This is a genomic window from Parabacteroides sp. AM17-47 (genome assembly GCF_003434625.1).
Lineage (GTDB): Bacteria > Bacteroidota > Bacteroidia > Bacteroidales > Tannerellaceae > Parabacteroides > Parabacteroides distasonis.
Genome location: NZ_QTLI01000017.1, coordinates 3,690 through 29,067, shown reverse-complemented (window position 1 = coordinate 29,067; position 25,378 = coordinate 3,690). Strand labels below are relative to the sequence as shown.

At 46.7% G+C, this 25,378-nt stretch carries 22 protein-coding genes and 2 pseudogenes; 6 read left to right on the top strand and 18 right to left on the bottom strand.

The genetic code is table 11. The features are described 5' to 3' along the window. Positions 1-5: 5 nt before the first annotated feature. The gene (locus DW205_RS14400; RefSeq protein WP_005862260.1) at positions 6-1,208 is read right to left on the bottom strand and encodes an NADH:ubiquinone reductase (Na(+)-transporting) subunit B; all 1,203 of its coding nucleotides are present in this window, start codon (positions 1,206-1,208) and stop codon (positions 6-8) included. Between the two features lie 23 nt (positions 1,209-1,231). Next, positions 1,232-2,578 carry a Na(+)-translocating NADH-quinone reductase subunit A gene (locus tag DW205_RS14395; protein WP_008772142.1) on the bottom strand — a complete coding sequence of 449 codons (1,347 nt, stop codon included), beginning with the start codon at positions 2,576-2,578 and terminating at the stop codon, positions 1,232-1,234. A gap of 132 nt (positions 2,579-2,710) precedes the next feature. On the opposite strand from DW205_RS14395, the gene DW205_RS14390 reads away from it, so the two are divergent. Next, positions 2,711-3,979, top strand: coding sequence for a DUF5103 domain-containing protein (locus tag DW205_RS14390; RefSeq protein WP_005856883.1), 1,269 nt, complete (start codon positions 2,711-2,713; stop codon positions 3,977-3,979). A 44-nt stretch (positions 3,980-4,023) separates the two neighbouring features. Then, positions 4,024-4,992, top strand: coding sequence for a 4Fe-4S binding protein (locus tag DW205_RS14385; RefSeq protein ID WP_005862258.1), 969 nt, complete (start codon positions 4,024-4,026; stop codon positions 4,990-4,992). On the opposite strand, the gene guaD is transcribed toward DW205_RS14385, so the two are convergent. From guaD to DW205_RS14365, 4 genes are read right to left on the bottom strand one after another with little or no spacing between them, the layout of a single operon-like run. Continuing rightward, a complete protein-coding gene (gene guaD / locus DW205_RS14380; RefSeq protein WP_005862255.1) occupies positions 4,957-6,297 on the bottom strand; it encodes a guanine deaminase in 1,341 nt (446 codons plus the stop codon). The genes DW205_RS14385 and guaD overlap by 36 nt on opposite strands. Positions 6,298-6,309: 12 nt before the next feature. Further along, positions 6,310-7,212: a cation diffusion facilitator family transporter gene (locus DW205_RS14375; RefSeq protein WP_005862254.1), complete on the bottom strand. Its 903-nt coding sequence runs from the start codon at positions 7,210-7,212 to the stop codon at positions 6,310-6,312. A gap of 9 nt (positions 7,213-7,221) precedes the next feature. Next, positions 7,222-8,514 carry a serine dehydratase subunit alpha family protein gene (locus tag DW205_RS14370; protein WP_005862252.1) on the bottom strand — a complete coding sequence of 431 codons (1,293 nt, stop codon included), beginning with the start codon at positions 8,512-8,514 and terminating at the stop codon, positions 7,222-7,224. Positions 8,515-8,558: 44 nt separating this feature from the next. Next, positions 8,559-8,930 (bottom strand): Hpt domain-containing protein, encoded by a 372-nt coding sequence (locus DW205_RS14365; protein WP_005856873.1) that lies wholly within the window; start codon positions 8,928-8,930, stop codon positions 8,559-8,561. 185 nt (positions 8,931-9,115) lie between these two features. Between DW205_RS14365 and DW205_RS14360 the strand changes: the two genes are divergently transcribed. After that, complete coding sequence (locus DW205_RS14360; protein WP_005862250.1) at positions 9,116-11,038, top strand: AAA domain-containing protein; 1,923 nt, start codon at positions 9,116-9,118, stop codon at positions 11,036-11,038. After that, on the top strand, positions 11,028-11,834 hold the full coding sequence (locus tag DW205_RS14355; RefSeq protein ID WP_005862248.1) for a Cof-type HAD-IIB family hydrolase: 807 nt from the start codon (positions 11,028-11,030) through the stop codon (positions 11,832-11,834). Before DW205_RS14360 ends, DW205_RS14355 begins: the two co-directional genes overlap by 11 nt. Positions 11,835-12,317: 483 nt before the next feature. Here the strand turns inward: DW205_RS14355 and DW205_RS14350 are convergent, their stop codons facing one another. The 5 genes and pseudogenes from DW205_RS14350 to DW205_RS14330 all read right to left on the bottom strand — a co-directional run bounded on the left by DW205_RS14350 (position 12,318) and on the right by DW205_RS14330 (position 17,308). Next, on the bottom strand, positions 12,318-13,640 hold the full coding sequence (locus tag DW205_RS14350; RefSeq protein WP_121963107.1) for a sigma-54 dependent transcriptional regulator: 1,323 nt from the start codon (positions 13,638-13,640) through the stop codon (positions 12,318-12,320). Further along, positions 13,633-14,994: pseudogene (locus tag DW205_RS14345) on the bottom strand (hybrid sensor histidine kinase/response regulator); the annotation flags it as partial. The gene DW205_RS14350 and the pseudogene DW205_RS14345, both read right to left, overlap by 8 nt. Next, positions 14,995-15,870, bottom strand: a complete 876-nt coding sequence (locus tag DW205_RS14340; RefSeq protein ID WP_004329298.1) for a radical SAM mobile pair protein B — start codon at positions 15,868-15,870, stop codon at positions 14,995-14,997. Then, on the bottom strand, positions 15,867-16,535 hold the full coding sequence (locus tag DW205_RS14335) for a radical SAM mobile pair protein A (protein WP_004329299.1): 669 nt from the start codon (positions 16,533-16,535) through the stop codon (positions 15,867-15,869). Before DW205_RS14335 ends, DW205_RS14340 begins: the two co-directional genes overlap by 4 nt. Beyond that, positions 16,532-17,308: an MBL fold metallo-hydrolase gene (locus tag DW205_RS14330; protein WP_004329300.1), complete on the bottom strand. Its 777-nt coding sequence runs from the start codon at positions 17,306-17,308 to the stop codon at positions 16,532-16,534. The genes DW205_RS14335 and DW205_RS14330 overlap by 4 nt, the downstream gene beginning before the upstream one ends. A 130-nt stretch (positions 17,309-17,438) precedes the next feature. Between DW205_RS14330 and DW205_RS14325 the strand changes: the two genes are divergently transcribed. Beyond that, the gene (locus DW205_RS14325) at positions 17,439-18,338 is read left to right on the top strand and encodes an AraC family transcriptional regulator (protein WP_004329302.1); all 900 of its coding nucleotides are present in this window, start codon (positions 17,439-17,441) and stop codon (positions 18,336-18,338) included. 47 nt (positions 18,339-18,385) lie between these two features. Here the strand turns inward: DW205_RS14325 and DW205_RS22050 are convergent, their stop codons facing one another. Next, a complete protein-coding gene (locus DW205_RS22050; RefSeq protein ID WP_005775886.1) occupies positions 18,386-18,574 on the bottom strand; it encodes a hypothetical protein in 189 nt (62 codons plus the stop codon). A gap of 23 nt (positions 18,575-18,597) precedes the next feature. On the opposite strand from DW205_RS22050, the gene DW205_RS14320 reads away from it, so the two are divergent. Further along, the gene (locus tag DW205_RS14320; RefSeq protein ID WP_004329304.1) at positions 18,598-19,257 is read left to right on the top strand and encodes an AraC family transcriptional regulator; all 660 of its coding nucleotides are present in this window, start codon (positions 18,598-18,600) and stop codon (positions 19,255-19,257) included. Positions 19,258-19,278: 21 nt separating this feature from the next. On the opposite strand, the gene DW205_RS14315 is transcribed toward DW205_RS14320, so the two are convergent. The 6 genes and pseudogenes from DW205_RS14315 to DW205_RS14290 form a co-directional block, all read right to left on the bottom strand. After that, positions 19,279-20,226, bottom strand: a complete 948-nt coding sequence (locus tag DW205_RS14315; RefSeq protein ID WP_007560543.1) for a relaxase/mobilization nuclease domain-containing protein — start codon at positions 20,224-20,226, stop codon at positions 19,279-19,281. Beyond that, the gene (locus DW205_RS14310) at positions 20,223-20,588 is read right to left on the bottom strand and encodes a MobC family plasmid mobilization relaxosome protein (RefSeq protein WP_004329306.1); all 366 of its coding nucleotides are present in this window, start codon (positions 20,586-20,588) and stop codon (positions 20,223-20,225) included. The genes DW205_RS14315 and DW205_RS14310 overlap by 4 nt, the downstream gene beginning before the upstream one ends. A 176-nt stretch (positions 20,589-20,764) precedes the next feature. Further along, positions 20,765-21,703: a toprim domain-containing protein gene (locus DW205_RS14305; protein ID WP_121963106.1), complete on the bottom strand. Its 939-nt coding sequence runs from the start codon at positions 21,701-21,703 to the stop codon at positions 20,765-20,767. A gap of 257 nt (positions 21,704-21,960) precedes the next feature. After that, a pseudogene (locus DW205_RS14300) lies at positions 21,961-23,162 on the bottom strand (primase-helicase family protein). A gap of 277 nt (positions 23,163-23,439) precedes the next feature. Then, positions 23,440-23,829, bottom strand: coding sequence for a hypothetical protein (locus DW205_RS14295; protein WP_004328110.1), 390 nt, complete (start codon positions 23,827-23,829; stop codon positions 23,440-23,442). Beyond that, complete coding sequence (locus tag DW205_RS14290; RefSeq protein WP_005775881.1) at positions 23,826-25,049, bottom strand: site-specific integrase; 1,224 nt, start codon at positions 25,047-25,049, stop codon at positions 23,826-23,828. Before DW205_RS14290 ends, DW205_RS14295 begins: the two co-directional genes overlap by 4 nt. Positions 25,050-25,378 lie beyond the last annotated feature (329 nt).

Sequence of the window (25,378 nt, the reverse complement as noted above, 5' to 3'; positions counted from 1 at the left end):
TTACTTTATTTTATTACACGTTTCAATCTGCGAGAGATATTAGCTTCCACAACATAATAGTCGATCAGCGGAGCGAACACGTTCATCAACAGGATAGCGAGCATCATACCCTCTGGATAACCCGGGTTCAACGCACGAATAATAATGGCCATAGCACCTACAAGGAAACCATAGATATATTTACCTGTCTCCGTACGAGCGGAAGTCACAGGGTCTGTAGCCATGAACACGGCACCAAAAGCGAAACCACCTAAGAACAAGTGATCCAGCGGAGATACGCACATAGCGACCGTAGTACCGATCATATTAAAGATCAATGACATGAAAGCACCACCCACGAACACGGAAACCATTGTCTTCCAACTTGCGATACCCGTAACCAACAAGATAACCGCACCGATCAAAATAGCCAATACGGAAGTCTCACCGATAGAGCCCGGGATCAAACCAATAAACGCGTCCCAAGTAGAGATCGGGTTGCCTAATACGTCAACAGCTTGGAAAGAACCGATCATCTCCTTACCAGCGATAGCGACTTGTCCTAGCGGAGTAGCTCCGGAAAAACCGTCAACTACTTGGCCAGCCCCGATACCAAACGTATCAGCCGTACGAACGAACACTTGATCACCAGACATTGCTGCCGGGTAAGCGAAGAATAAGAACGCACGTGTAACCAATGCTACATTAAATATATTATATCCCGTACCACCAAATACCTCTTTCGCGAAAATAACAGCGAAAGCAGTAGCTACAGCGATCATCCATAACGGAGTATCGACCGGAACGATCATCGGAATCAAGATACCGGAAACCAAGAATCCTTCTTGAATCTCTTCCTTCTTCACTTGGGCGACAGCGAACTCTATACCCAAACCTACCACATACGAAACAATGATCTTAGGCAATACCGCCAAAAATCCAAAAATAAAAGTCATCAAAAATCCCGGATCAGCCCCCACAGCTAAATTGTGCTGATAACCGACATTATACATACCAAAAAGCAAAGCAGGCAACAAAGCGATGATAACCACGGTCATGGCACGCTTTGAATCAATACAGTCATGAATATGTACGCCCGTTTTAGAGGTCTCGTTCGGAACAAATAAGAATGTTTCGAAACCGTCAAAAACAGAACGGAACATCGCCAGCTTTCCGCCTTCCTCAAAGTTAGGCTTAATCTTGTCGAGATAATTCCTTAACGCTTTCAATGTATTATAAGTTTTTTATGTTATTAATTCATTTCCTTATACAACAGGTTCAATCCGTCGCGAACGATCTTTTGCAACTCGATCTTGGAAGTGTCCACGAACTCGCAAAGAGCGAAGTCCTCGGGAGCCACCTCATAGATACCTAAGTTCTCCATCTTGTCGATATCGAACGCAATGATCGCTTTCAACAAATACTCCGGATAGATGTCCATCGGAAACACCTTATCGTATTCATTAGACATGATCATGGCACGTTTACCACCTTTGATACGGGCGTCGATCACATATTCCTTGCTAGTACCTAACCAGCTAAAGTAACTATGGCTAGCGCTGAACTGGTTGAAACGAGGCATAGCGAAACCTAAGAACTCATGCGTCTCATCACCTTCCGGAATCACGGTGATCTGGTTATCATAAGCGCCTAGGTAACCATCCATATTCACCTTGGTACCTGTCAAAACATTACCGCTGATAATACGGATATGTTCCTGTCCTAACACTTTACCGTTAACCAAGCTCTTAATCGTACAACCTGAAATCGTTTTAACGTAGCCTCTCTCGGTAGTCTCGGAACCGGTAATAGCAACCATACGGCTGAAATCGGCGACACCCTTGTTAAACAAGCGTCCGATAACGATCACGTCTGCCGGATTAACCGTCCAAACTACCTCACCCTTGTTAACGGGCTTGATATGATTGATCTGCACGCCAACGTTCGCTGCGGGATGCGGACCTTCTACTTCCACGATCTCCACACCTTTCATTCCGCTCACGACAGAACCACTTCTTACACCCACATACACTTTTCCATTCGTTAATTTAGCTAGGGCGTTTAATCCAGTCTGGAAATCAGCCTCCTGACCTTTTACGATAAAATCGAAGTTTGGAGCCAACGGAGCGGAGTAAAAAGCCGAAACGAAGATATCACGCGGAGTATCCAATGGAGCGGCAACGATATCGTATGGGCGTTGCTTGATAAACGGCCACATACCAGCGTTCAGAAGTACCTCTTTCACCTCTGCTCCCTGTAGGGATGCTACGTTCTTCTTACCGAACTCCTCATACTCGATCTGCGCATCCGGCTTCACAACGATGCTTAGCACCTTACGCTTCTCTCCTCGGTTTACGGCAGTTACCTCGCCACTGACCGGCGAAACAAACTTGATCTCGGGGCGGTTCTTGTCAATCATCAGTACAGAACCGGCTTTGACTTTTTCTCCTACTTTCGCAACAACTTTGGGGAGAATACCGTTATAATAATCGGGGACGATCGCATAAGACTCGCTCTTGCCGCCGTTTAACAGTACATCCGAAGCTTTGCCCTTCAGATTAATGTCTAAACCCTTTTTAATCTTAATCACATTTGCCATGATACAACTAAAATTGTTTATATGTAATTTTCCTGCAAAAGTAAACATTTTTTCATGCTTTAGAGCAGGGAAAGGCAAATAAATAGAGAAATAATTCCATAATTTTGCGTCGTTAAAGAAAGTAATAAGAAAATGAAAGTTTTTAAAATCCTATTTCTGCTGCTTATCACGGTTTTAGTACCGTTGAACGCTCAAGTGACTTACTTCACCAACGTTAGCGATAAGCAAATAAAGACCCTCCAAGTGAAGGTTGCCGGCGAGATGTTCTCCGACCCATTCATTGAACTGGGCGGTGAAAACCGTATCGAAGTTAATTTCGATGCTTTTAATCCGGGCTTCGGGCGATACGCCTATAATCTGGTTCATTGCAACGCCGATTGGACGCAATCGAATCTTTCCCCGATTGAGTATATGAATGGTTTCCAAGGGAGCACGATCGAGGATTTCGCCAATGCGATGGGTACTACGGTGCAATACACCAACTACCGATTACTTTTCCCAAACGATGACGTTCAACCGAAGGTCTCGGGGAATTATGCCTTGCAAGTATATAACGAGGATGATCCCTCCCAGATCGTATTTACCGCATGCTTTTCTATTTTTGAGCCGATGGTTAGTGTCGCCGCTACGGTGAGCGGAAATACGGATATCGATACCAATCAGTCACACCAACAAGTCAGCTTTGCGATCAATAACAAGAATTTCCCCATCACCTATCCTCAGACCGACTTGAAAATCTGGGTTTATCAGAATAACCGCAGGGATAATGCCGTAACAGGTCTTCAGCCTATGACTATTTTAGAAAACCAGATCTCTTATACGAACAATCAGAACTTGATCTTTCCCGCAGGAAACGAATATCGCCGTATGGAATTTTTGAGCAACAAATACAATGGCATGCACGTAGAAAGTATCTCGTTCCATAATCCATATTACCATGTAGAGTTGATGACGGACTATCGGCGTGACCAATTATCGTATCAATACGATCAAGATCAAGACGGCCGTTTCTTCATCCGTTGCAGTAATTGTAACGACCCGGATACGGAAGCGGACTATTACATCGTTCACTTTACCCTCGCCATGGACTTAATTCCCGATGGAAACGTGTATTTGAACGGTGAATTATATAATAATGTATTGGACGAGAAAAGTAAGATGGGCTATAATCCGGAGACGCATCAATACGAGAAATCCGTCTTACTGAAACAAGGCAGTTACAACTATCAGTACCTCTTTGTCCCTAACGGACAGACCGTAGGACAGACCGGCCCTATCGAGGGTAATTTCTTCCAGACGGAGAACGAATATAGCATTTACGTCTACTATTGTCCAATGGGAGCACGGTATGATCGTTTAATCGGTGTAACTAGTATCAGAAATACAATGCCCGTGCTATAATTATTCGCGTAAAAGGCATACTTTTACGCATAAAATAATTGAGCATGAAAACGAGACGTATTGTTATCAGTACCGTATTATTAGTCGGGGGACTTCTCTCGATCGTTCAAGTCATGCCTAAAAATCCACTGTTGATAGGCGAAAGGTTATTTCCGTATGGAGGATGGATACAAGTGATACTTGCCATGCTATACGGTGGTTGGCTCTGCTATAAGATGCAAGATCGGCAAGAACGTCCCAAATGGAGAAAACGAGCGTGGTTGTTATTCTCGATCGTTTTTTTCGGGCAACTTGCTCTAGGGATTTTTGCCGATCCCATTTTCCTTATGACCGGGAAACTGCATTTACCGATCCCTGCGGTAATCTTGGCCGGACCGCTTTATCGCTTTGATGGATTATTCATGCCCATACTTTTTATCAGCACCTTATTACTATCCGGTCCCGCTTGGTGTAGCCAGCTTTGTTACTTCGGGGCATTCGACGCATGGAGTGCCCGGGGAAAATTGGAGCGAAAAAGGTTCCCCTATCACAAGCAAATGCGATACAGCATATTATTTCTGGTTATGTTGGGGGCCATCCTACTCCGAATATTCGGAGCGAGCGGCAGGATAGCCACCGCTTTCGGAATAGCGGTCGGAGTTATCGGCCTACTTGTCATGCTATTGTTTTCCAGAAAGAGACGGAAGATGGTGCATTGCAGTAGTTATTGTCCGATCGGGACTTTAGTGTCTTTCCTCAAATACCTCTCTCCTTTCCGGGTACGACTGACCACGGATTGTTGCTATTGCATGGCTTGCACAAACGCTTGCCGTTATGATGCCCTACATAAAGAAGAGATCGAGAAGGGAAAGATCGGCTATACCTGTACCTATTGCGGAGATTGCCTCTCCGCTTGCAAGCACGGGGCTATAGAATATCATTTCCCGGGATTGCGCCCGACTACTGCCGAGCGCCTATGGATCGTCGTAACGGTCGTATTACATACTTGTTTCTTGATGATCGCACGAATCTGAGCCGTATACTTGCTTGCCCATTATATAAGTACATACCGTATTCCGGTCATCGCCGAGGGTTTGCAGGCCAAACAGCTTATTCTCGATCGTCCATTTATCTCTCGAACGAAGATACTCCATACGCAATTTCTGGACAGAGGTAGCGGCATAATCCACGACTATGAAATCCGCTTCACGGCCAGGGAGGAAACTTCCGATTCGGTCGTCCAACGATAAGGCCCGTGCAGAGCCTAGCGTACATTTATAGATAGCCTCCAAAGCTGTCATCGGATAACCGTTCAACTGTTGTACCTTATAGGCCTCTCCCATCGTACGCCACATAGAGAAAGATGTACCCGCACCGACATCTGTCGCCAAGGTAGTACGTACGCCGTAACGGTTCGCTTCCCTCATATCGAATAATCCGCTTCCAAGGAAAAGGTTCGAGGTCGGGCAATGGGCGATAATGCCTCCCGTTTCTCCCAACCGCTTATATTCCCGATCGGTTAGATGGACACAATGCCCGAATATCGAACGATCGGTCAACAATCCGGCACGCTCATAGACCTCCAAATAATCCGCATGACCGGGACAGAGCGATAAGACAGATTCAATCTCTCCCAGATTCTCCGAAAGATGTGTCTGTATATAGGTACTGGGATATTCGGCATGTAAACGACCGGCAGACTTTAATTGATCCGGCGTACTGGTTATGGCGAAACGGGGCGTGATCACATAGTGATTCCGTCCTTTCCCGTCCCAATCCTCGATTAAGCTACGGCAGTCCAACTCACCCTGATGCGTGGTATCCATCAGATAATCCGGAGCGTTCCGGTTCATCATCACCTTTCCAGCCAAGATACACATATTATACTCCGTAGCCACGGAAAATAATGCGGTCACGGAAGCAGGATGAACCGTGGCATAAGCGGCACAAGTCGTAGTTCCGTTCTTCACCAGTTCCTTCACGAAAAAGCGAGCGATATCTTGTGCATATTCCATGGAAGAGAAAGCTTCCTCGGCGGGAAACGTATATTCGTCCAGCCAATCCAGAAGTTGCTTGCCATACATTCCCTGTATCTCCGACTGGGAGAAATGGATATGGGAATCAATAAAGCCGGGTGTAATCAATTTACCGGAATAGTCTGTCACCGGGAAATCCGGGTAACGGGAACGCATCGCCTCGAACGGCCCCGCCTCTACAATCTTTCCATCAACAACAGCCAGTCCCCCATCCTCAAAATAGCGGTAAGCCTCCACATGATCCAGCGGGGAAGCGATCAAATAGAACACTTCTCCCCTATATAAGTTCTTCATCATAGTCAAATAACAATTCGTTTATTTAATTGGTTCCACGTGCAAAGCGATGTGCGTAGCCTGACCGAACTTATCACGCAGATTCTGTTCGATCTCTTTCGTCAAGTCATGGACACGAGTCACGGTTATCTGTCCGTTCACCCGTATATGCGCCTCGATAGCAAAATTATTACCGATGCGGCGGGTACGTAGATTATGCGGGCTCTTTACCTCGGGAACCTCACTAATGATCGCCAAGATCTCATCCTCCACCTCCTTCGGCAAAGATTTCTCCAATAAGTCATTAATCGCCGGGATCACTAGTTGCAAGGCTACTTTTACGATAAACAAACTGACAATCACAGCCGCCAACGGGTCCAGCACACGCCAATTATCCCCCAACAAAATCGCCCCTCCAATACCTAAAGCCGTACCGATCGAGGAAAAGGCATCCGAGCGATGATGCCAAGCGTTAGCGATAACGACTTGACTATTCTGCTTCCTTCCTACCCAAACCGTAATATGATACAGTAATTCCTTGATCACAATGGAGATAAGAGCGGCAACTAAAGCGATCATTCCCGGACTTTCCAACGGAATCCCCTTGAAATAAAAGTCATAAATCTTGTTCGCTCCCTCCCAGAAAAGGCCAAAACCTACACAAAGCAAGACGATACCGACAATTGAAGTCGCCAAAGTCTCGTATTTACCATGCCCGTAATCATGGCTCTCGTCCTTTGGCTTGGAAGATATATTGACAAAAAGAAGTACGATTATATCCGTTACGAAATCAGATAACGAATGCACCGCATCGGCGATCATAGCGCTACTATGCCCCCAGATACCCGCCACGAACTTGAATACCAATAAAACAAAATTAGCGAATGACCCTAAAAGTGTCACTCGCATAATCTCTTTTTTCCTCGCCTTTGGTGCCTCCTCCATAGAATCCCATTAACAAGATTTACCGGTCATGATGTCCAGCACCAGACGATCCGTCGCCTCCATTCCTTTAGAACCGATAGCGGTCAAGTTCGCGATCGATTTATCCACATCCTCATCGATGATACCTTCCACGGAAGTCACCACCTTATCCTCCATGGCCATCAAAGCGGAAAGCATCGCCGTAGATACGCCACTAGATACTTTCATCGCGCAACTCGGCTTGGCACCGTCACAGATCATTCCGGTAATATTACCGATCATATTCTTGATCGCATAAGAAATCCGCGCCTTATTTCCTCCCATCAAATAGGTGATAGCGCAACTCGCTCCCGTAGCGGCAACCACACAACCGCAAAGGGCGGACAAGCGTCCCAGACTTTGCTTGATATAGATCACCATCAAATGGCTTAACATCAACGCACGGATCAGTTGCTCTTCCGAGCATTGGATATCCTCGGCGAAAGAAAGAACCGGAAGCGTAGCGGCGATTCCTTGATTACCGCTTCCCGAATTACTCATCACCGGGATCATAGCGCCGTCCATGCGAGCGTCGCAAGCGGCGGAAGTCATGATCAACATATGCGTATAAGCGGAATCTCCCATGAACTTACGGCCGAAAGCACCCGAGACTGTCTTGCTTACGGTATGTCCGTAATTGCCTTTCATGGAAGCTTGGGCAGCTTTCTTATTCAACTCGGCCGTTTCTAAAATAAAACGAATCTCATCCAATGGCATTTCCATGGCAAACTCATAGACCATAGAGAAGGAAAGACGTAAATCCTTATTCTCACATACTTCCTCGCCAGAAGCGTTTGCCGTACGTAAATCAGTCAATACCTCCCCGTTTTTCTCTACATATATTATATGGGTATGCTCATGGCAAATGATCACCCTTGAACGATCGCTCCCTGCAGAACTTATAATTTCGATATAAAGTTTATCTACATTCTCTTTCAGGTCTATACCGATACATTTCTTGCAGACCATTTCCTTACCTTCTTTCAATCCCTCCGGAGTCAAGTCTTTCAGCACCTCTAGCCCATAAGCGGACTTACCGATGATCGATCCCAAAGCGATAGCGATAGGCAACCCCACCATGCCAGTCCCCGGGATTCCTACTCCCATGGCATTCTTCAGGATATTGGCGCTCAGATAAACCTCTATCTTCTCTGGCTTACGCCCCAGCACTTCCGCCGCTTTTGCGGCCGCCAAAGCCACGGCAATAGGTTCCGTACATCCGATAGCAGGGATTACCTCCCTGTGAATCAAATCTATAATTTGAGTTTTTATGATAGTATCCATACTGATAGTCTTTATTTAGAATTAGATAGTTAATATACAATAGATTAAGAACAAAACTCAACAACGATATCTCGCAAGGCATCGTATTGTTTTCCCAATGCATCTTCATAACGCAACGCTTCTTCCAGATTCCCTTCTCTCAACAGCGATAGTATATTATTCGATACATCGAATAGATTTACCAGACCTAAATTAGCGGCTATCCCTTTCAAGGTATGCGAATATAGCTTGGCATTCTCCAAATCCCGCTCTACTAAAGAGCTCCGTAATTTCACATACGAACCATCTGTAGTAATAAATTTATATAGAAACTTTTTGAAGAGGCTATCACTATTCATAAAACGATCTAAGGTATTCTCTTTATCCCAAGCAGCTACATCTATTAATGCGTTATAAAAAGCATCGTTCTCATTCATTTTTTTATGATATTAGTTTTCGTACAAAATTAGGAATTTTATAGACACTACCAACGTTAGCGGTATTCTTTTTCTTTACTTACCGCAACTTGGGTACGGAACGATAATTTTAGTACTTTTGTCGCCTACTTCGGGACCTAGAACGCCCGGGCTGTATTTATCCGATTAATTGAATTGATAAAGGAATGGGAATTTCATCGCCGCTTGTAGATTTGCAACATCAATATGATCTCCTGCAGAAAGAATATGAATATGAGAAGGAAACATACCGACAGCAATCCGAGCGTACGGGTTTGCGAAAACGAGTGGCGCAGGGCCTCTGTTGGTATCCGGTCACTCCGGGACGCAGTTATTATAACTCCTTAAACCAATTGGTGATCGAGATCGAAAGGACAGAAGAGCGGGAGATCGAGCATAATTTTGAGTACGGGCGCCCGGTTTGCTTCTTTACGGCAGATATCAGTGGTAAATTTAAGTATCTGGATTTCTCCGCCACGATCAGCTACGTGCAAGAGGACCGGATGGTGGTAGTTCTCCCCACTCCTTCCGCCTTGATGGATATACAAGGAAAAAGCAATGATCTCGGCGTGCAACTCTACTTCGATGAGACCAGCTATAAAACGATGTTTTCCGCTCTCTCCGACGTGATGCGGGCAAAAAACAACCAACTCTCCCATCTTAGGGACGTATTGCTGGGGCAGGAAAAACCGGGACAGCGTGAATTATTCCCGATCCGCTTTCCTTGGTTGAACCGCTCGCAGGAAGAAGCCGTAAACAAGGTATTGGGAGCGAAACAAGTATCTATCGTACACGGCCCTCCCGGAACCGGGAAAACAACCACCTTGGTGGAAGCCATTTACGAGACCCTTCACCGGGAGAATCAAGTGATCGTTTGCGCCCAAAGTAATACCGCCGTAGACTGCATCTCGGAGAAACTGGTAGATAGAGGCATTAACGTCCTGCGCATCGGGAACCCCACTCGTATCAATGACAAGATGCTCTCTTTCACATATGAACGCCGTTTCGAATCGCATCCGGATTATCCCGAGTTATGGAGCATCCGAAAAGCGGTACGGGATATACAATCCAATATGCGAAAGAAAAGCCGGGAGGAACGGGATACGATCCGAAACCGCCTCTCCCGTTTGAAATTCCGGGCGACCGAACTGGAAGTCAAGATCGATACAGAGCTGTTCGACGAGGCTCGTGTTGTCGCTTGCACCTTGGTTGGCTCCGCAAACCGGATCATGATGAACCGACACTTCACGACCTTGTTTATCGATGAGGCCGCCCAAGCCTTGGAAGCCGCTTGCTGGATAGCGATCAGCAAGGCGGACCGGGTCATACTAGCGGGCGATCATCACCAATTGCCCCCTACTATTAAATGTATAGAAGCGGAACGAGAAGGCTTAGGACGTACCTTGATGCAAAAGATAGCCCATGCGAAACCGGAAACGGTCTCTCTCTTGAAGATCCAATATCGTATGCACGAGGATATCATGCGCTTCTCCTCCCAATGGTTCTATCATAACGAACTCGAATCCGCTCCCGAGGTAAGTGGGCGGGGAATCTTGCGACTGGACACTCCCATCGTATGGTTCGATACGTCCGAGTGCGATTTCACGGAAAATACGAGAGAAGAGACCATGAGCCGTGTCAACAGGCAAGAGGCGGAATTGCTCGTGGAACAATTACGCTCCTATATACAGAAAATATCCAAGGAGAGAGTGCTGGAAGAGAATATCGACTTCGGATTGATCTCCCCTTATAAGGCGCAGGTACAATACATCCGTAAATTGATCAAACAAGACGCTTTCTTCAAGCCTTTACGCAGACTGATCACCGTACACACCGTTGACGGTTTCCAAGGGCAAGAACGCGATGTCATCTTGATCAGTTTGGTAAGGGCCAACGAGGATGGAAAGATAGGCTTCTTGAACGACTTGCGGCGCATGAACGTAGCGATCACCCGTGCCCGTATGAAACTGATGATCTTGGGAGACGCTTCCACCCTTACCCGGCACGCATTTTATAAAGAACTCTATAATTATATCTCCCAAAGAGGTAAAATAATCACGATCAACACGAAACAAGAGCATGAACTATAAATTATTGGTACTGGATTTAGACGGTACACTGACAAACAGTAAAAAAGAGATCACCCCGTTTACGAGGGAAACCCTTCTGCAAGCGCAGGAAAAAGGATTGCATCTGGTCTTAGCCTCCGGCCGGCCCACCTACGGTATCGTGCCTTTAGCCGAGGAACTGAACATAAAGCAATATGGTGGTTTTATCCTTTCCTTCAACGGCGGTAAGGTGATCGACTTGATGACAGACAAAGTACTTTTCGAACAGGCTTTGCCACCCGATATCGTACCTGTTTTATACAACCGCTCCAAAGAAGCGGGACTGGCTATCCTTTCCTACAACGGTAAATATATCTTAAGCGAGCATCCGGAAAATAAATACGTACAATACGAATCTTTCTTAACCAAAATGAAGATCAAGGCTACCGACGATTTTCTGCGGGATTTGCATCAGCCAGCCGATAAATGCTTGGTGGTAGGCGAACCGGAGATGTTGGTACCGTTGGAAGAGAAGCTCCGCCAAGAATTAGGGAAACGTATCAACGTATATCGTTCCGAGGCATTCTATCTGGAGCTTGTCCCCAAAGGTATCGATAAGGCAGCCTCGTTATCCCGCTTACTAGAGCGAACCCGGATAAAACAGGAGGAAGTGATCGCTATCGGCGACGGTTTCAATGACGTATCCATGATCCGTTTCGCCGGATTGGGAGTCGCTATGGCCAACGCCCAGCCCCCTGTCAAGGCCAATGCCGACCGCATCACCCAATACACGAACGATGAGGATGGAGTGGCTCGTTTCATCCAAGAATTGCTTTGAAAAAAAACACGTACGTATTTTCCGAAAAACATGTACATGTTTTCGCGAGAACACGTACGTGTTTTTTCAGAGACATTTACACCAGTATCGACACAGGCCAATGCCTATACCGGCATACGCCTATACCAGTAGTGCCGTAGGGCTACGCCAGTATAGGCGTGAGCTTGCGCCGATATACGTAAATTCCTTTCATGGAAATGTCTTCTAACTATCAACTATTTTATGTAATTCTGGAAGATTTTTATAACCACTTTATTAGCAAGCAGTTCTGAGGATAAGGTAAAAATGAGGTAATGATTTGGCAACCCTGTCTATTTCTACGTTCTGCTGTGAGTTGCTGTCAATGTCTCTCGTCTTGGTACAAAAGTAGCAATAAAAATCGGATACACATCAAAATGTCCCATGATTTTTATCACAGGACGTTTTTTATCTTCGCTGAATAATCCGGTTTAACCGTTACTTCTATTTTCGGCAAGTTGCGGGCTATGATTGCTGAAATTTATACTTTAATCCATACTCTTCCAACTTGCTATACAGCGTTGTACGTCCGATTCCGAGCAATTCGGCGGCAACCTTGCGGTTTCCGTTTGCCTGCTTCAACGCGCGTAAGATGCGTTCCTTGTCCTCCGCATCGTTTCGCAAGGCGAAGCTGACAGGTGAGGTCGGTTTCGTTACGGCAAGTTCCAGATGCTCTTTCATGACAACTCCCGTCTGTGCCTGCAACACCGCGCCCATTATCTTCTGCCGAAGCTCACGGACATTACCCGGCCACGGATGGGTCAGCAATGTCTTACGGGCTTCCGCATCGAACCCAGTCACGCTACATTCCAATTCATTGTTGGCAATCTCACGGAAGAACTCCGCCAACGGTATGATGTCCTCCTGACAGTCACGCAAGGGCGGAACAGTTATCTCGAAGTCGTGCAAACGGTACAGCAAATCCTGTCGGAAACGTTTTTCAATGACCGCTTTCTCCAGATCCTCGTTGGTGGCGGCGATGATGCGGACATTGAAGCTCTTGTCCGTCTTGTCACCTATAGGGCGGTATCTCCGTTCCTGTATGGCACGGAGTAACATCTGCTGGGTTTCCAATGCGAGATTGCCTACCTCATCCAAGAACAATGTGCCACCCTCTGCCTCATTGAAGTATCCTTTCTTTGTGCTGTCCGCACCCGTAAACGCGCCTTTGACATGTCCGAAGAATGCCGAGGGCGCAAGGTCTTTGGAGAGTGAACCGCAGTCCACAGGCACAAACGGTTTCCCTGCCCTTTTGCTCTTATCATGCAGATGGTGGGCGATATGCTCCTTGCCCGTGCCGTTCTCTCCGAATATCAGCACGCTCATATCAGTAGGGGCAACTAATCTTATCTGTTGCATGATTTTCTGAAAGGCGGAACTGTCACGGGCAAAAACGGGCATACGATTTCGTCCGATACTCCGTTCTTTCAGGATGGTATGAAGCAGAGGCATAAGTTTATCCTCCACAAGCTGCTTGGGGATATAGTCCAGCGAGCCGAGTTTCATACTTTCGACTGCCGTATGCACTTCGGCATAGTTGGTCATGATGATTAACGGTTGTGTCATGCCTTCCTTGCGCATCCATCGTAATAGGTCGATGCCGTCACCGTCGGGTAGTCGTAGGTCAGAAACCACGATGTCCCCGTCTGAGGCTTGTTGCAGAAGTTTCTTCGCGGTCGAGAGGTGGTAAGCCTGCACGGTACGGAATCCTTCCCGTGCCAGCAGGTTGCAGACAAACTCGCAATACACGATATTGTCCTCCACCACGATGATTCTTGTTTTATCCATTTTCGTATTTTTCCTTTCTTCTTTTGCCTGCCGGATAATTTCAGCACCTTTATCCAGCACAGCCGGTCACCGCTTTGCATATCGCTTCGTCATCTGGAGTGGCACTTCCATGAAGTTGGGCGTAAAGTTCCCTCAATGGCTGGTCGGCACGGAGAATCTGCCATGAACTTCGCAGATGGTGTGTAAGTGTGTCCAGTTCTTGGAGGTCTTTACGCTGTTCTGCATCCTTGACCGCCTGCATTTCCTTTTCGGTTTCCGCTATCAGTTTGTCCAGCATGACGGATTCATTGCCATAAGATAGCAGAGTGGAAAAATCCGGCTTTTCATCCAATATGCTGCTTAATGCGCATTTATCCGTAATCTCCATCAGTTCGGATATGGAGAACGGCTTGAACAGGCATCCGGCAAATCCACGCCCTATAAGTTCCTCCTTGCTGCAACTGCCCGAAGCGGTTGTCACGACTATGGGAATACTCTTCGAGTTGCCTACATTGGATGAGCGCAACAGTTCCAGCAGTTCAAAACCGCTTATCTCAGGCATATTCAGATCCGTCAGAAGCAGGCTGTATTCCTTTTTTCGTATCAGCTCCATCAGTACCGAAACATTGGTACAGGTATCGCAGTGCATCCCTTCATGGGCATACATTTCTTTCAACATAAGGAGAAGTACCTCGTCATTGTCGATGGCAATCACATCATGGCAGATATGATTATGGCGCATTTGCGCTTGAATTGTCTGTTCCGGCAGTTCCTCGGCTGTCTGCATGGGAATTTCCACCGTGAAGCGGCTCCCTTTGCCTTTCTCGCTTTCCAAGCGTATAGTTCCACCGAGCATCGCCACAATACGCTGCACGATGGACAATCCTAATCCGAAGCCGTCTTTTGCGGCGGCATTTGAAAGACGTTCAAATGCACCGAATACTCGTTGTTGCTCATCTTCGGTCATGCCCGTACCGGTATCTTCAACGATAAGTTTCAGCAAACCGTTATCATAATCCGCTGCCAATGATACACTACCGTTATCCGTGAACTTGATGGCGTTTGACAACAAGTTGTTGCCGATTTGCAGGATACGTTCCTTGTCGGTCAAAACCACCGCATCGGTGTGGCTCTCCACTATCAAAGTCAGCCCCTTGTTCATGGCAATGGGCATGAACTCCGTTTCAAGAATATGCGTGATTGCGGAAATCCTGCAAGGGGAAAGGTTGGGTTGCTCCTTGCCGTTGTCCAGACGGAAGAAATCCAGCAGCGTGTTGAGCATCTCCCGCATACGCTCGGAAGATTGCCGGATATTATCCACATACATGGTGCTTTTATCCGCGCTACAACTTTTCTGCATCAGTCCGGCATAGCCTCATTTTGTCAATCGTATTTTTTCGTGGTAGAAGTAGTTTACGATGACAGGTTTGCCTTTTTCCGAGCGTCCGTATGGCAGATCGTTTATACGATACGGGAAGCCCTGCTCCTTGGCGTAATTTGAAATGTCCTGCTCCAATGCCTGCCAGTATTCAAGCCTTTTTTTATTGTAAATTTCCTCGTAAAGCGGTATGAGGTCAGGATACTTCTCACGGATATACGTCATTATCCCGCCTTTGAACTGCCCGCGTAAATTCAGGTTTTCAAGCCAGATTAAATCAGCATAATCTTTTACCTCCTCTATTATTGCCTTCACGTCTGTTATTCTGGGGAATATGGGCGAGACGAAGCATACGGTGCGGATACCTGCCTCGTATGTCTGACGCATCGCTTTCAGACGGCGTTCAATGCTTACGGCGTTGTCCATATCTGCGCAGAACTGCTCGTCGAGCGTATTGACAGACCATGACACAGTCACTTTGGGAAAACTCTTCAACAGGTCGAGATCGCGAAGGACAAGATCGGACTTTGTGCATATCATAATCTCGGCATCGCTTCCTCGCAGCTCTTCGAGCAGCCTTCGGGTACGGTGGAATTCTTCTTCATACGGATTGTAACCGTCCGTCACAGACCCTATTACAACACGTTCACCGTCGTATTTATGAGGATTCGTTATCGGCTTCCAGTTTTTTACATCTAAAAACGTACCCCACGGCTCGGTGTGCCCGGTGAACCGTTTCATGAACGATGCGTAGCAATACCTGCAGGCGTGGGGACACCCTACATAAGGGTTGACCGAATATCCTCCCACCGGCAGAGAGGATTTGGTCATTACACTCTTTACATCTATTTCCTTTATTGTATCCATATTCATTGTATTCGTCTGGTAAATTGTTCCGGCAATTCCTGAATCATTCTTTCGTCGCCCATAATCGGCAGCAAATCCTCTTTCATGAACACCGGTATGCCATGAGCCTTTGCCTGTTCTGCAATGCTAAGCACCCATTCGGGGCGCGAATATGACTTTCCTTTTCGGTTTCCGGTCTCTGTGCCTATGACAATCCAGTCAATTCCCTCGAAATCAATCTCGCCGATATCATCGAAGAGAGGTTCAAACGTGACATGGTAGTGTCGTGCTTTGATATTCTTTTTCAAATCATCAATCCTCCTTTTCTCGGAACTGCGCGTGACGGTCACGCCCATCCATACGTTCTCGTCGTCAGAGGAGAAACTGATTTTGTCAGGGCGCTTCGTCAGAAAGATATAGGCGTGCTGGGGATTGCTGCTGATCCGCTCGAAAATTTCTGCGTTCCATTCAGGCTTCCAATCGGAGAAATCGCTCATTCCTGTCATGAGCCACACATGAGGACGGGACGTATCGATGATGCGCAGTTTTCGTTCCATGTATTCAGGCACGGAAAAGTCGTCGGTAATGTGGAAACGGCGGCAGTTGTTACGGGCATAGCAGTAAGGGCATCCTATAGTGCACCCTACCACTATGTTCATGTTTTTTATCAGGGATTTAATGCAGACACTCATAACACAACTGTTTCTCCGTCCTCCGGGATAATCAGCCGGCTCATGTCGGCTTCGTGATGCGTTGCCTCATTGCGCAGAATTGCACGGGTGGTCTGGCAATGGTCGATGGCATCCATGTGTACGGCTATCAGCTTGATATGCGAAGGCAATTCGTCAAGTATCTGCATCACTTCGTTCTCGTCGGGGATGATAGGACCGTCCGTTTTGGAAAATTCGGGAAAGATTGCACCTCCGGAGTTTACCACGATATAGTCAGGATTGAACCGTTCCACGGTGTCTCGGATACATGCTTCCCATCGGCAGTCACCCATTATATAAACGGTCGGGAAGCCCTCGGCTTTTAGCACATAACCTGATACAGGTCCCATCATCTGCCCGATCTGCCCGAAACCATGATGTCCGGTCGTGCGGTAAATGGATATGCCGTCTATTGTTTTTATTTCTTCGATGGGTATCACATTTGTAAATCCGTCGTTTCTGATGGCGTCCGCGTCCTGGGGCTGAACGTAGAAAGGAATTTCTTTGGGCAAATGTGTGGGGACACTCGGCTCGTAATGGTCGATGTGATTGTGGGTCAGGAGCACCATGTCCACGCCTCCGATAATATCCTGAATAGGAATGGTGAGGTGTACCCTCGGTGTTTTATTCACACCGAGGGCCGATATCAAAGTGCCTTTGTCGGCTAAAACGGGGTCAATTAGCATGGTGTGTCCCGCATACCTGATTTTCAAGGTGGCATTGCGCACCAATTGTACTGTGGATGTCTTTTTCATGACTATATGTCTTGTTATTGATTACGGGTGCAAAGTTCGGAAGAATCCGGCGAAACATCTATGCCTGAAAAAACGGTAATTATGCCATTTTGATAAATGAAATTATTATCTTTGCAAAAACGACAAGGATATGGACGAGATAATCAACCCTGATCGACTGGTCAGCGTACCGTTCAACAAGACACGCTGCGGCGTGGATTTTTACATCAATACTGCCATAAACAAGGACATCGGACTTGTGCTGACAGAAAACAAGCGGTTTAAGACAGACTTCTTCAGCTTCTACTTTTTCCGTAAGGCAAACGGATATTTGCTACTGAACTTCCGCAAGATTGAACTGCGCGACGGCATGGTTCTCCTGCTTTCACCCCATCAGCAACAAGAGTGGCATGTAGATGAGACGGCGTTGGATTACACGTTCCTTATATTCCGCGAAGATTTCATGCGTACTTTTATCGCCGACAAGTTCTTCGTTTTTCGCCTTTTGTATTGTTACCAGACAGATACGCCGCCTTACATCAATGCCACACATGACGAAATGAAGGAATATATGCGGCTGCTCGGAAAGATTAAGTATGAGCTGATGAATCCAGTGTCCGATACGTACAATATCATTGTTTCCTTACTATATTATCTTTTGCTGATTATCAATCGTACATACGCTGCCGCCTATTGCTTGCCCGCTGAAATTGCTAAAAACAATTTCGCTTTTCGGTTCAAGGACTTGTTGGAACAGAATATCCGCACCCACCAGCGGGTGCAGGAATATGCAGACATGCTTCATGTCAGTCGCATCACACTCAATAACTCAGTAAAAGCCCAATTCGGAGTATCAGCTACCCATTTGATAAAACAACGTCTGCTTGAGGAACTGAAGAACGAATTGCTATTCTCCAACCGCACTGTCAGTGAAATGGCGGATGATTTCAATTTCTCTGATCCGAGCCATCTCATGCGCTTCTTCAAACAGCAAACAGGCAAAACATTTACTCAGTACATGACGGATTACAATAAAGGCATATACGAATAACTTCTTAATATAGTCGATAGCGGCTATCGAAATATGGTTGTTGATGTTCAGGCGTTTTTGTACTGCATGAACCATTTTACGATTTCTGGATCTTCGTGCGAGCCGAGTAAGAAAGGCTTGTCGGTATCCAGCGTCTTTATCCGTGCCATGTCGTCGGCCGACAGGGTGAAGTCTAATATGTCGAGATTCTGCTTCATGCGTTCCGGTTTCACAGACTTAGGAATAATTATGCACACTGATATTTATCGCGCCCGGACAGGTGTTCGGTGCGGAAGATGACGGCATGCAGTTCCAACCAGATGGCTACCTGCTTATGTTCCATCCCGACCTGCTGCGGAATACACCTCTCGGGCGGATAATGCGTGAATATTCGTTCTTTTCCTACGAGACAAACGAGGCATTGCACCTTAGTGTGGAAGAACGGCAAATCATCATGGATTGCTTCCACAAGATTCAATATGAATTGAACCATCCGATACACCGTCACAGCAAGAACCTCATCACAGACAGCATCAAGACGTTCCTTGATTACTGCACACGTTTCTATGACCGCCAGTTCATCACACGCGACAACCAAAACCGAGACATCCTCGCAAGATTTGAGCGGTTGCTTGACGAATACTTCCATGATGGGGCTGCTAAACGGATAGGCTTGCCCACTGTACAGTATTGTGCAGACAAGCTCTGCCTCTCGCCCAACTATTTCAGTGATTTATTGAAAAAAGAAACAGGTTCAACCGCCCTACATTTCATTCATGACAAGTCTATTGAAATAGCCAAGACGGAACTTGCATCTACAGACGACACCGTTAATGAAATCGCCTATAATCTCGGCTTTCAGTACCCGCAACATTTTACCCGACTGTTCAAGAAAGAGGTAGGTTACACTCCGAATGAATATAGAGCGCAAGTGTCGTGAGAATTGGATTAGTACAGAATATTAGAACCCAACACCTCTCTTGCGCTTAACTTTCTTCCTTCTGCGAAGTATATCCACCATTTCCTGATTGGCTTCCGCATCAGCAGCGTTATAAGATGAGCCACTGCTTTTTAGCAATCCCCAAGAGCCGTTGAACAACTCGCTTTGTGCCGTGCCGGACGGTGCGCTTGGTGTAGCCGTTTCATATATTCCGGCTGTTATTCCCATACGTTCCCTGCATCTGTTGTGCTGCAAAGCCGCGTCAATCTTGGAATAACTGAAACGCCTGTCCACTTTGGAGCCGTTGAAATGGTAGCCATTCATGGAGAATACAACACCCTGCACCTCGCTGGTCTGCCCCTTATGCTTGAAATGTACTTCCACTCCCTGCCGTTTCAGGTTGGCGATAAGCACGTTCCAGTTGCCGCATCTGCCGACTTCCATTTTGATGATGTCGTAAAGCGCATATTTCGTCCTGTCTGGCTCTTTCAGGCGGTTGCGTTTGACATTGTCCTTTCCGCCAGCCATATGCAAGCCGTATTTCAAGGTCAATTCCTTGCAGATGCGGGTACTGCGCAGACGCTCGTGCCTGTCCGATATGGTATTGCCGTTGTTGTCTATGCGGTTGAAAGCAATATGCACGTGCGGATGCTCCTTGTCGAAATGCTGGGCGATGAAGAACTGCGTATTCTTGATTCCCATCCGTTCCATATATTCAAGCGCGATGCCTGCCATGATACGGTTCGTCAGCCGTAACTCATCCTCTTTGGAAAAACTCAACGCGATATGTCCGACAGGTTTTGTCACCTTATCGTTCATCCGTGACTGGGCATTGAAACTCATGGCGATAGTTTCCAGATTTTCCATAAACAAGCCTTCGCTTGCTACTATCTGCGTATCCTTCTTCTTGTCGATGATGTAATCCACCACACCCTTGAAGTCGCTTCCTTTTACGATTTTCGCCATCATATCCCTATCTTGGTTATAAGTTCATGAATCCTTGCCACTGCCACCTTGCAGTCCCACCGTTCATCGTGGAAGCCTCCGGCGTTTGCCTTACGCGCAAGCTGGTTGAGATTGTTAGCCATGCCGCAGAGTTGGCGGATGTATCCGGCATGTTCCTCCGACAGCCGTTCTTTCACATGACCGTTACGGAAACATTCCCTCATGTACTCGCTTGGTGATACGCCCGCCTCATGCGATCGTGTCAGCAGGCGGAAGTAGTCGGCTGCCGTCATTTTCACTGCGATACGGTATTTCAGTTTCTCGGTTGCTTCCTTCTTGGGGCGACCTCCCTTGTTGCGTTCCTTGTGTTCCTTTGTCTGTTCCATATTTTATTCCTTTTAATTCGGTTACTGATTCAACTGTATAGACCGACGGGATGCCACCTCCTGCAATTTGGATGGTGGGTGGCAAGCGGTTTCGGTACACCCGAAACACAAACTTGCTACCTCCCAATCCTTAAGGAATGAGTTTCGGGCATCTCCCGTTTTTCTCATTCGGGATGTCATAATCCCAACCCTTTCTTCTTGGGTTTTACGATAGTTCTTGGCGGTGGACTAACGGCTAATTTCTGCCGGATTCCACGCAGGTAATCGTTCAGGTCTTTATGCCCTTTGTAGTTGTCGGAGAAGTCGCGGATGCGTCCGGCGAACTTCCTTTCCAATTCCCGATACGCCTTTCTTCCCGCCTCGTCATTGTCGAGCATGCAGTGGATACGTCCATACCCGTGCAGCACATCTATAGCTTTGGAAACATTGGCGGTCGAATTGAGGATGACGTAATCCTGCCTGTCAAGGTCGGGCAATTTCGAGCAGTTCCTCTTCCGCAACGTGAGGAATGAAAGATAGTCCATCATGCCCTCGAATACAAGGCATTTCTCTCTCGCTTCTCCCTGTTGCCGAATATGGCTGATGTCTTTGGGTGCGACACAGCCTTTGAAAAAACGGTTACGCACTTCAAATCCTCCCGCCACATTCGGAAAACCGATGGCGAAATAGGGCTTGCCGTTATGGGTGAAGTGGAGCTCTTTACATTGCGCCTTTGCCAAAGCGATGTTTATGCCCCGTTCCTGCAAGTATCGGAGCAATGCCGGATGGGTGAGTTCGCCCACCTCCAAATGTTGGAAACTCGGTTCGGATGCCTGCTGGCGAAAAGAGAAAGATATGGGACGGATGTGTGGTGCCTGTTCCGCTATCTTGCCAAGCAGATAAGGCACATGGTCGGATGCGTACAGTACCCCTGCAAGTGCGATGATGTTACCACCTCTTCCCAGTCCATAATCGAACCACAGGTTGCGGTCGGTGTTCACCTTGAACGAGGCTTCCGTTTCCTGACGGAACGGGGATTTATACCACAGGCAGTTTCCCTGTTGCTTTACGGGCGAATAACCCAAACTTTGCAGATAGTCCGCAATTTTGATTTGTTTTGCTTCTTGGATGTTCATGATATAATTTCTATGGATTTGATGATGACTGTAAAAACGTTGATTTGATGAATGGGATATGTATTGTCCTATACGTTAATGCTTTATATTCTCAACATCTTCTCAACAAACCACTCACAAATAGAGAATCCAACAAACTGATGCTGTTTCCCTCTCAACTTTTCTTTTCGATTGTTGAGAATTTGTTGAGAGTGTATGCTGTTTATTATCAGTATGGTTATATCATTATTCATCAATTCAACAAAAAAAGAATAGTATTACAGGGATTCAAGTTGTTCCCTTGTGACGGTGTAGAAACGACCGACTCTTTTTATCGGCTCATATCGGCACTCCCGATTGTAATTGAATTGGTAAGTGGTATATGTAAGCCCGTTAGAGGCAGGAGTAAGTTTCCAACATTCCTGCAATACCTTTCTGACTTGGTGCTTCTCCACCTTTACCTGCGAATGTACCAGCAAAAGAAGAATGTCGTTGTGGCAGAACGAGAATGTGTCCGTGCCGACACTTTCCATAATGTCAAGGATAAGTTCGCACATCTCTATCTCCAATCGGTTGCGGTTGCTGCGGATAATCTTCTGCAAGGCTTCGGTATGCAGCAAAGAGGGCGCAAACCACATACGGCTTTCCTTTTCGGTGGAAAGTTGTCTGTATTGCAGGTAATACAGAAAGGCAGGTATCTCAGCTTTCAGCTTTTGCAGGAAGTCTGTGTCATCGGATTGCAGACGGTCTATCTTGCGCACCCAATAGCGTGTTTCACCTGCATCAATGATAACAGGCAGATACTCGTTGTTGGAGCATAGCACGAACTTGGCAAAGAACGCTATCTCGTCACGGTCTTTGCCTTTGGCTTCCACCTTGTAGGAAAGTGTGGTGCTGAGGTTCTTCAACCGCTCGCTGTCCTCCCTGCGGTTGAGCAATACCTCGTCCACCACGATGAGCAGTTTTCCTGCCCAGTCGGAATTGAACTGGCTGCGGAAGTCCTCGTTGGTATTGAAAGTGACATTGTTTTGAAACACAGCTTTCAGGAAGTTCAGGAATGTACTCTTGCCCGTGTTGCGTTCTTCTGATACCAACAGCAGGATAGGCAGTTTCTGCACGGGTTGCAGGTAGAGCAATTGAAGATAGTCCATGCCCAATTCATACTGTTCACCGAAGATATGGCGCACCAATGACCGGATACAGGGAAACTCGCCTTGTTGCGGACGGTGTCCTATCGGCTCGTAGAGGTTCAGGAACTTGTCCACCACGGGACGGTAGTCCACATGGTCGGGGACGGTGCAGAAGCCGTCGTACTTCGGCACGGTGGCGAGATAGTCCTTGCCGTAGTCCTGCCTGTTTCGTTGTTCCACACGATGCGCTTCTTCACATAGCCTCCGTTCAGACGGGGCTGGTTCACTAACTTGTAGAGGGTAGTACCCACACGGATAAACTCCTCATTTTCAAAGTTGCCTTGTTTCATTAGCACTTCATTTTTTTGTTTAATCAGTGCAAAACTCGGCAATTAGCGCAGAACGGATTAACAACTCACGCATACCTCACGTAAGATTTTCTTGGATTTGGCTTTATGACATACAACAAAAGCCCGAAGAAATGCCATTCTAATGGATTTTTCTTCGGGTTTGTCGTAATCGTACGTATGAATGGCAATACACCTATTCACATACTCGTATAAATACATTGTTGGCAATGGGAATACGCATAGGTCTCACTACTTCATGTCGTCATATCATTAGAACTTATGCCTGATAATTAGACATATCCCAACCATTTATACCCAGCGAAAAGAAGATATTTGTTTTCTCTTTTCGCAAGTACAGCCTTTTAAATATGGCATTGCGCACCTGTTCCGCACCGAAGCTGTCAATGCGGAAAGCAAGTGCGACTATCATCGGAAAGCTGAACACATCGGCATGATACCCGTTCTCCTGCCGAACATACTTCTGTACCTCGTATTCTTTTAATGCTCCACTGTTATAGATGTTTCTGATGGCAGAACGAAGTGTCGGAGCAATTACTCCGAACAGTTCCACCAATTCCGGCTCGCTCATCCAAATGTTTGAGACATTCTCCGGCATGATGATATTGCCGGATTCATTCACTGTTATGCTGTTTCTTCTCATACTCATGACATCGTTATTCCGTTAAACGTCTTACTCAGTTTGTCGCCGAACATGGTCAGGTCGTTGTCGAGCTTCTGCGTGGTTATCTTTGCGTAGAGTTGGGTCGTGACTATATTCGTATGTCCCAACACACGGCTTACGCTTTCAATGGGCATCCCCTTGCTCAAAGCTAATGTTGCGAAGCCATGACGACTGCAATGAAATGATATTGACTTGGTTATGCCACATTCCCTTATCATCCGTTTCAACGGTTTGCAGATAGACCAATAGTTCAAGCCGGGGAATATACGATTGTCTTTCTGCATCGGTCGGTAGCGTTCGACTATCTGCAAGGGTATATCCAGCAGCTTCACTTGGAAGGCGACTTTTGTCTTGTGGCGTTTGGACAATATCCACTTCTCGCCGTTCACCTCCACGATGTTGTCATTCGTCAGTTCCTGAATGTCCACGAATGACAAGGCGGTGAAACTGGCAAAGATGAAAATGTCACGGATGTATGCGAGCTTGCTGTCTGCAAACTCATGTGTCATGACCGCTTTCAGTTCATCCTCCGTCAGATATTCCCGTTCTTTCACATTGGGGCTGATATGAAACTGGATGAAAGGATTGCGCGGTATCAACCCGTTATAATGCGCTTTCATGACCACGCCTTTCAGCCACATACAGTTTGCCCATATCGAACCGTTCCGCAATCCGGCTTCAGTCGAGAGGTATGCGGCGAACTCCTTGATGAAATCGGGAGTAAGTTCCAACATGGACATATCGCTGCGTCTGTAAAACGACTTGATAAAGGCGGCTACATGGTTTCTTGCCCGTACACGTGCCCGATAGGTAGCCATTACCCTGTCTTTGCCTACCCGTTTCTTGAACACTTCGTTCTCACGGTCGAATGCTTTTAGCAGCGTCTCATACTCGCTGCCGATTCCCTGATAGGCGTTGCGCACCATCTCAGCCGTAACAAATGCCTCGCGGTCTGAAATGCGCTGGTAATGTTTGATGATTTGCGCCTTGATGTTGTCAAGGGCAAGGTTGATGTCTCGTGCCTCGCGGCTCTTGCCTTTCGCCTTGTTTCCTTTCACGTCCCAAAGCGTTTTCGGGATGTTCTGCTTACAACTGAACTGCGCCACAGTCCCGTTGATTGTCACTCGTCCCATGATGGGGACAATACCGTTTTTCTCCTTGCTGCCGTTCACGTAGAACAGAACCTTGAATGTGCTTCTTGCCATACTCGTTTTTTGTTTGCAAAGTTATTACTCAACGAGTTAGACCTTGATATGCCAACCTGTGCCACAAGCTGCCAAATACAACACGGTGTGTTAAAAATCACCATTCGGCGGGTAATGATTTGGAGACCGTTCTTCTTCATAAATCCGCTTTCCTTTACGTTACCTCGATTTTTCGCCTGTCCTCATTTGTCTTCGCAAACGCCTTATTGACAGGCATTACGAAGACATTTGTCCCTTTTTATTCGTCTTTTCCAGAGATTTATTGTATATTTGTTACCTGAAGTTACGAAAAGAGTGTAATTTATTGGAAATGAGCATTGGGTAATCGC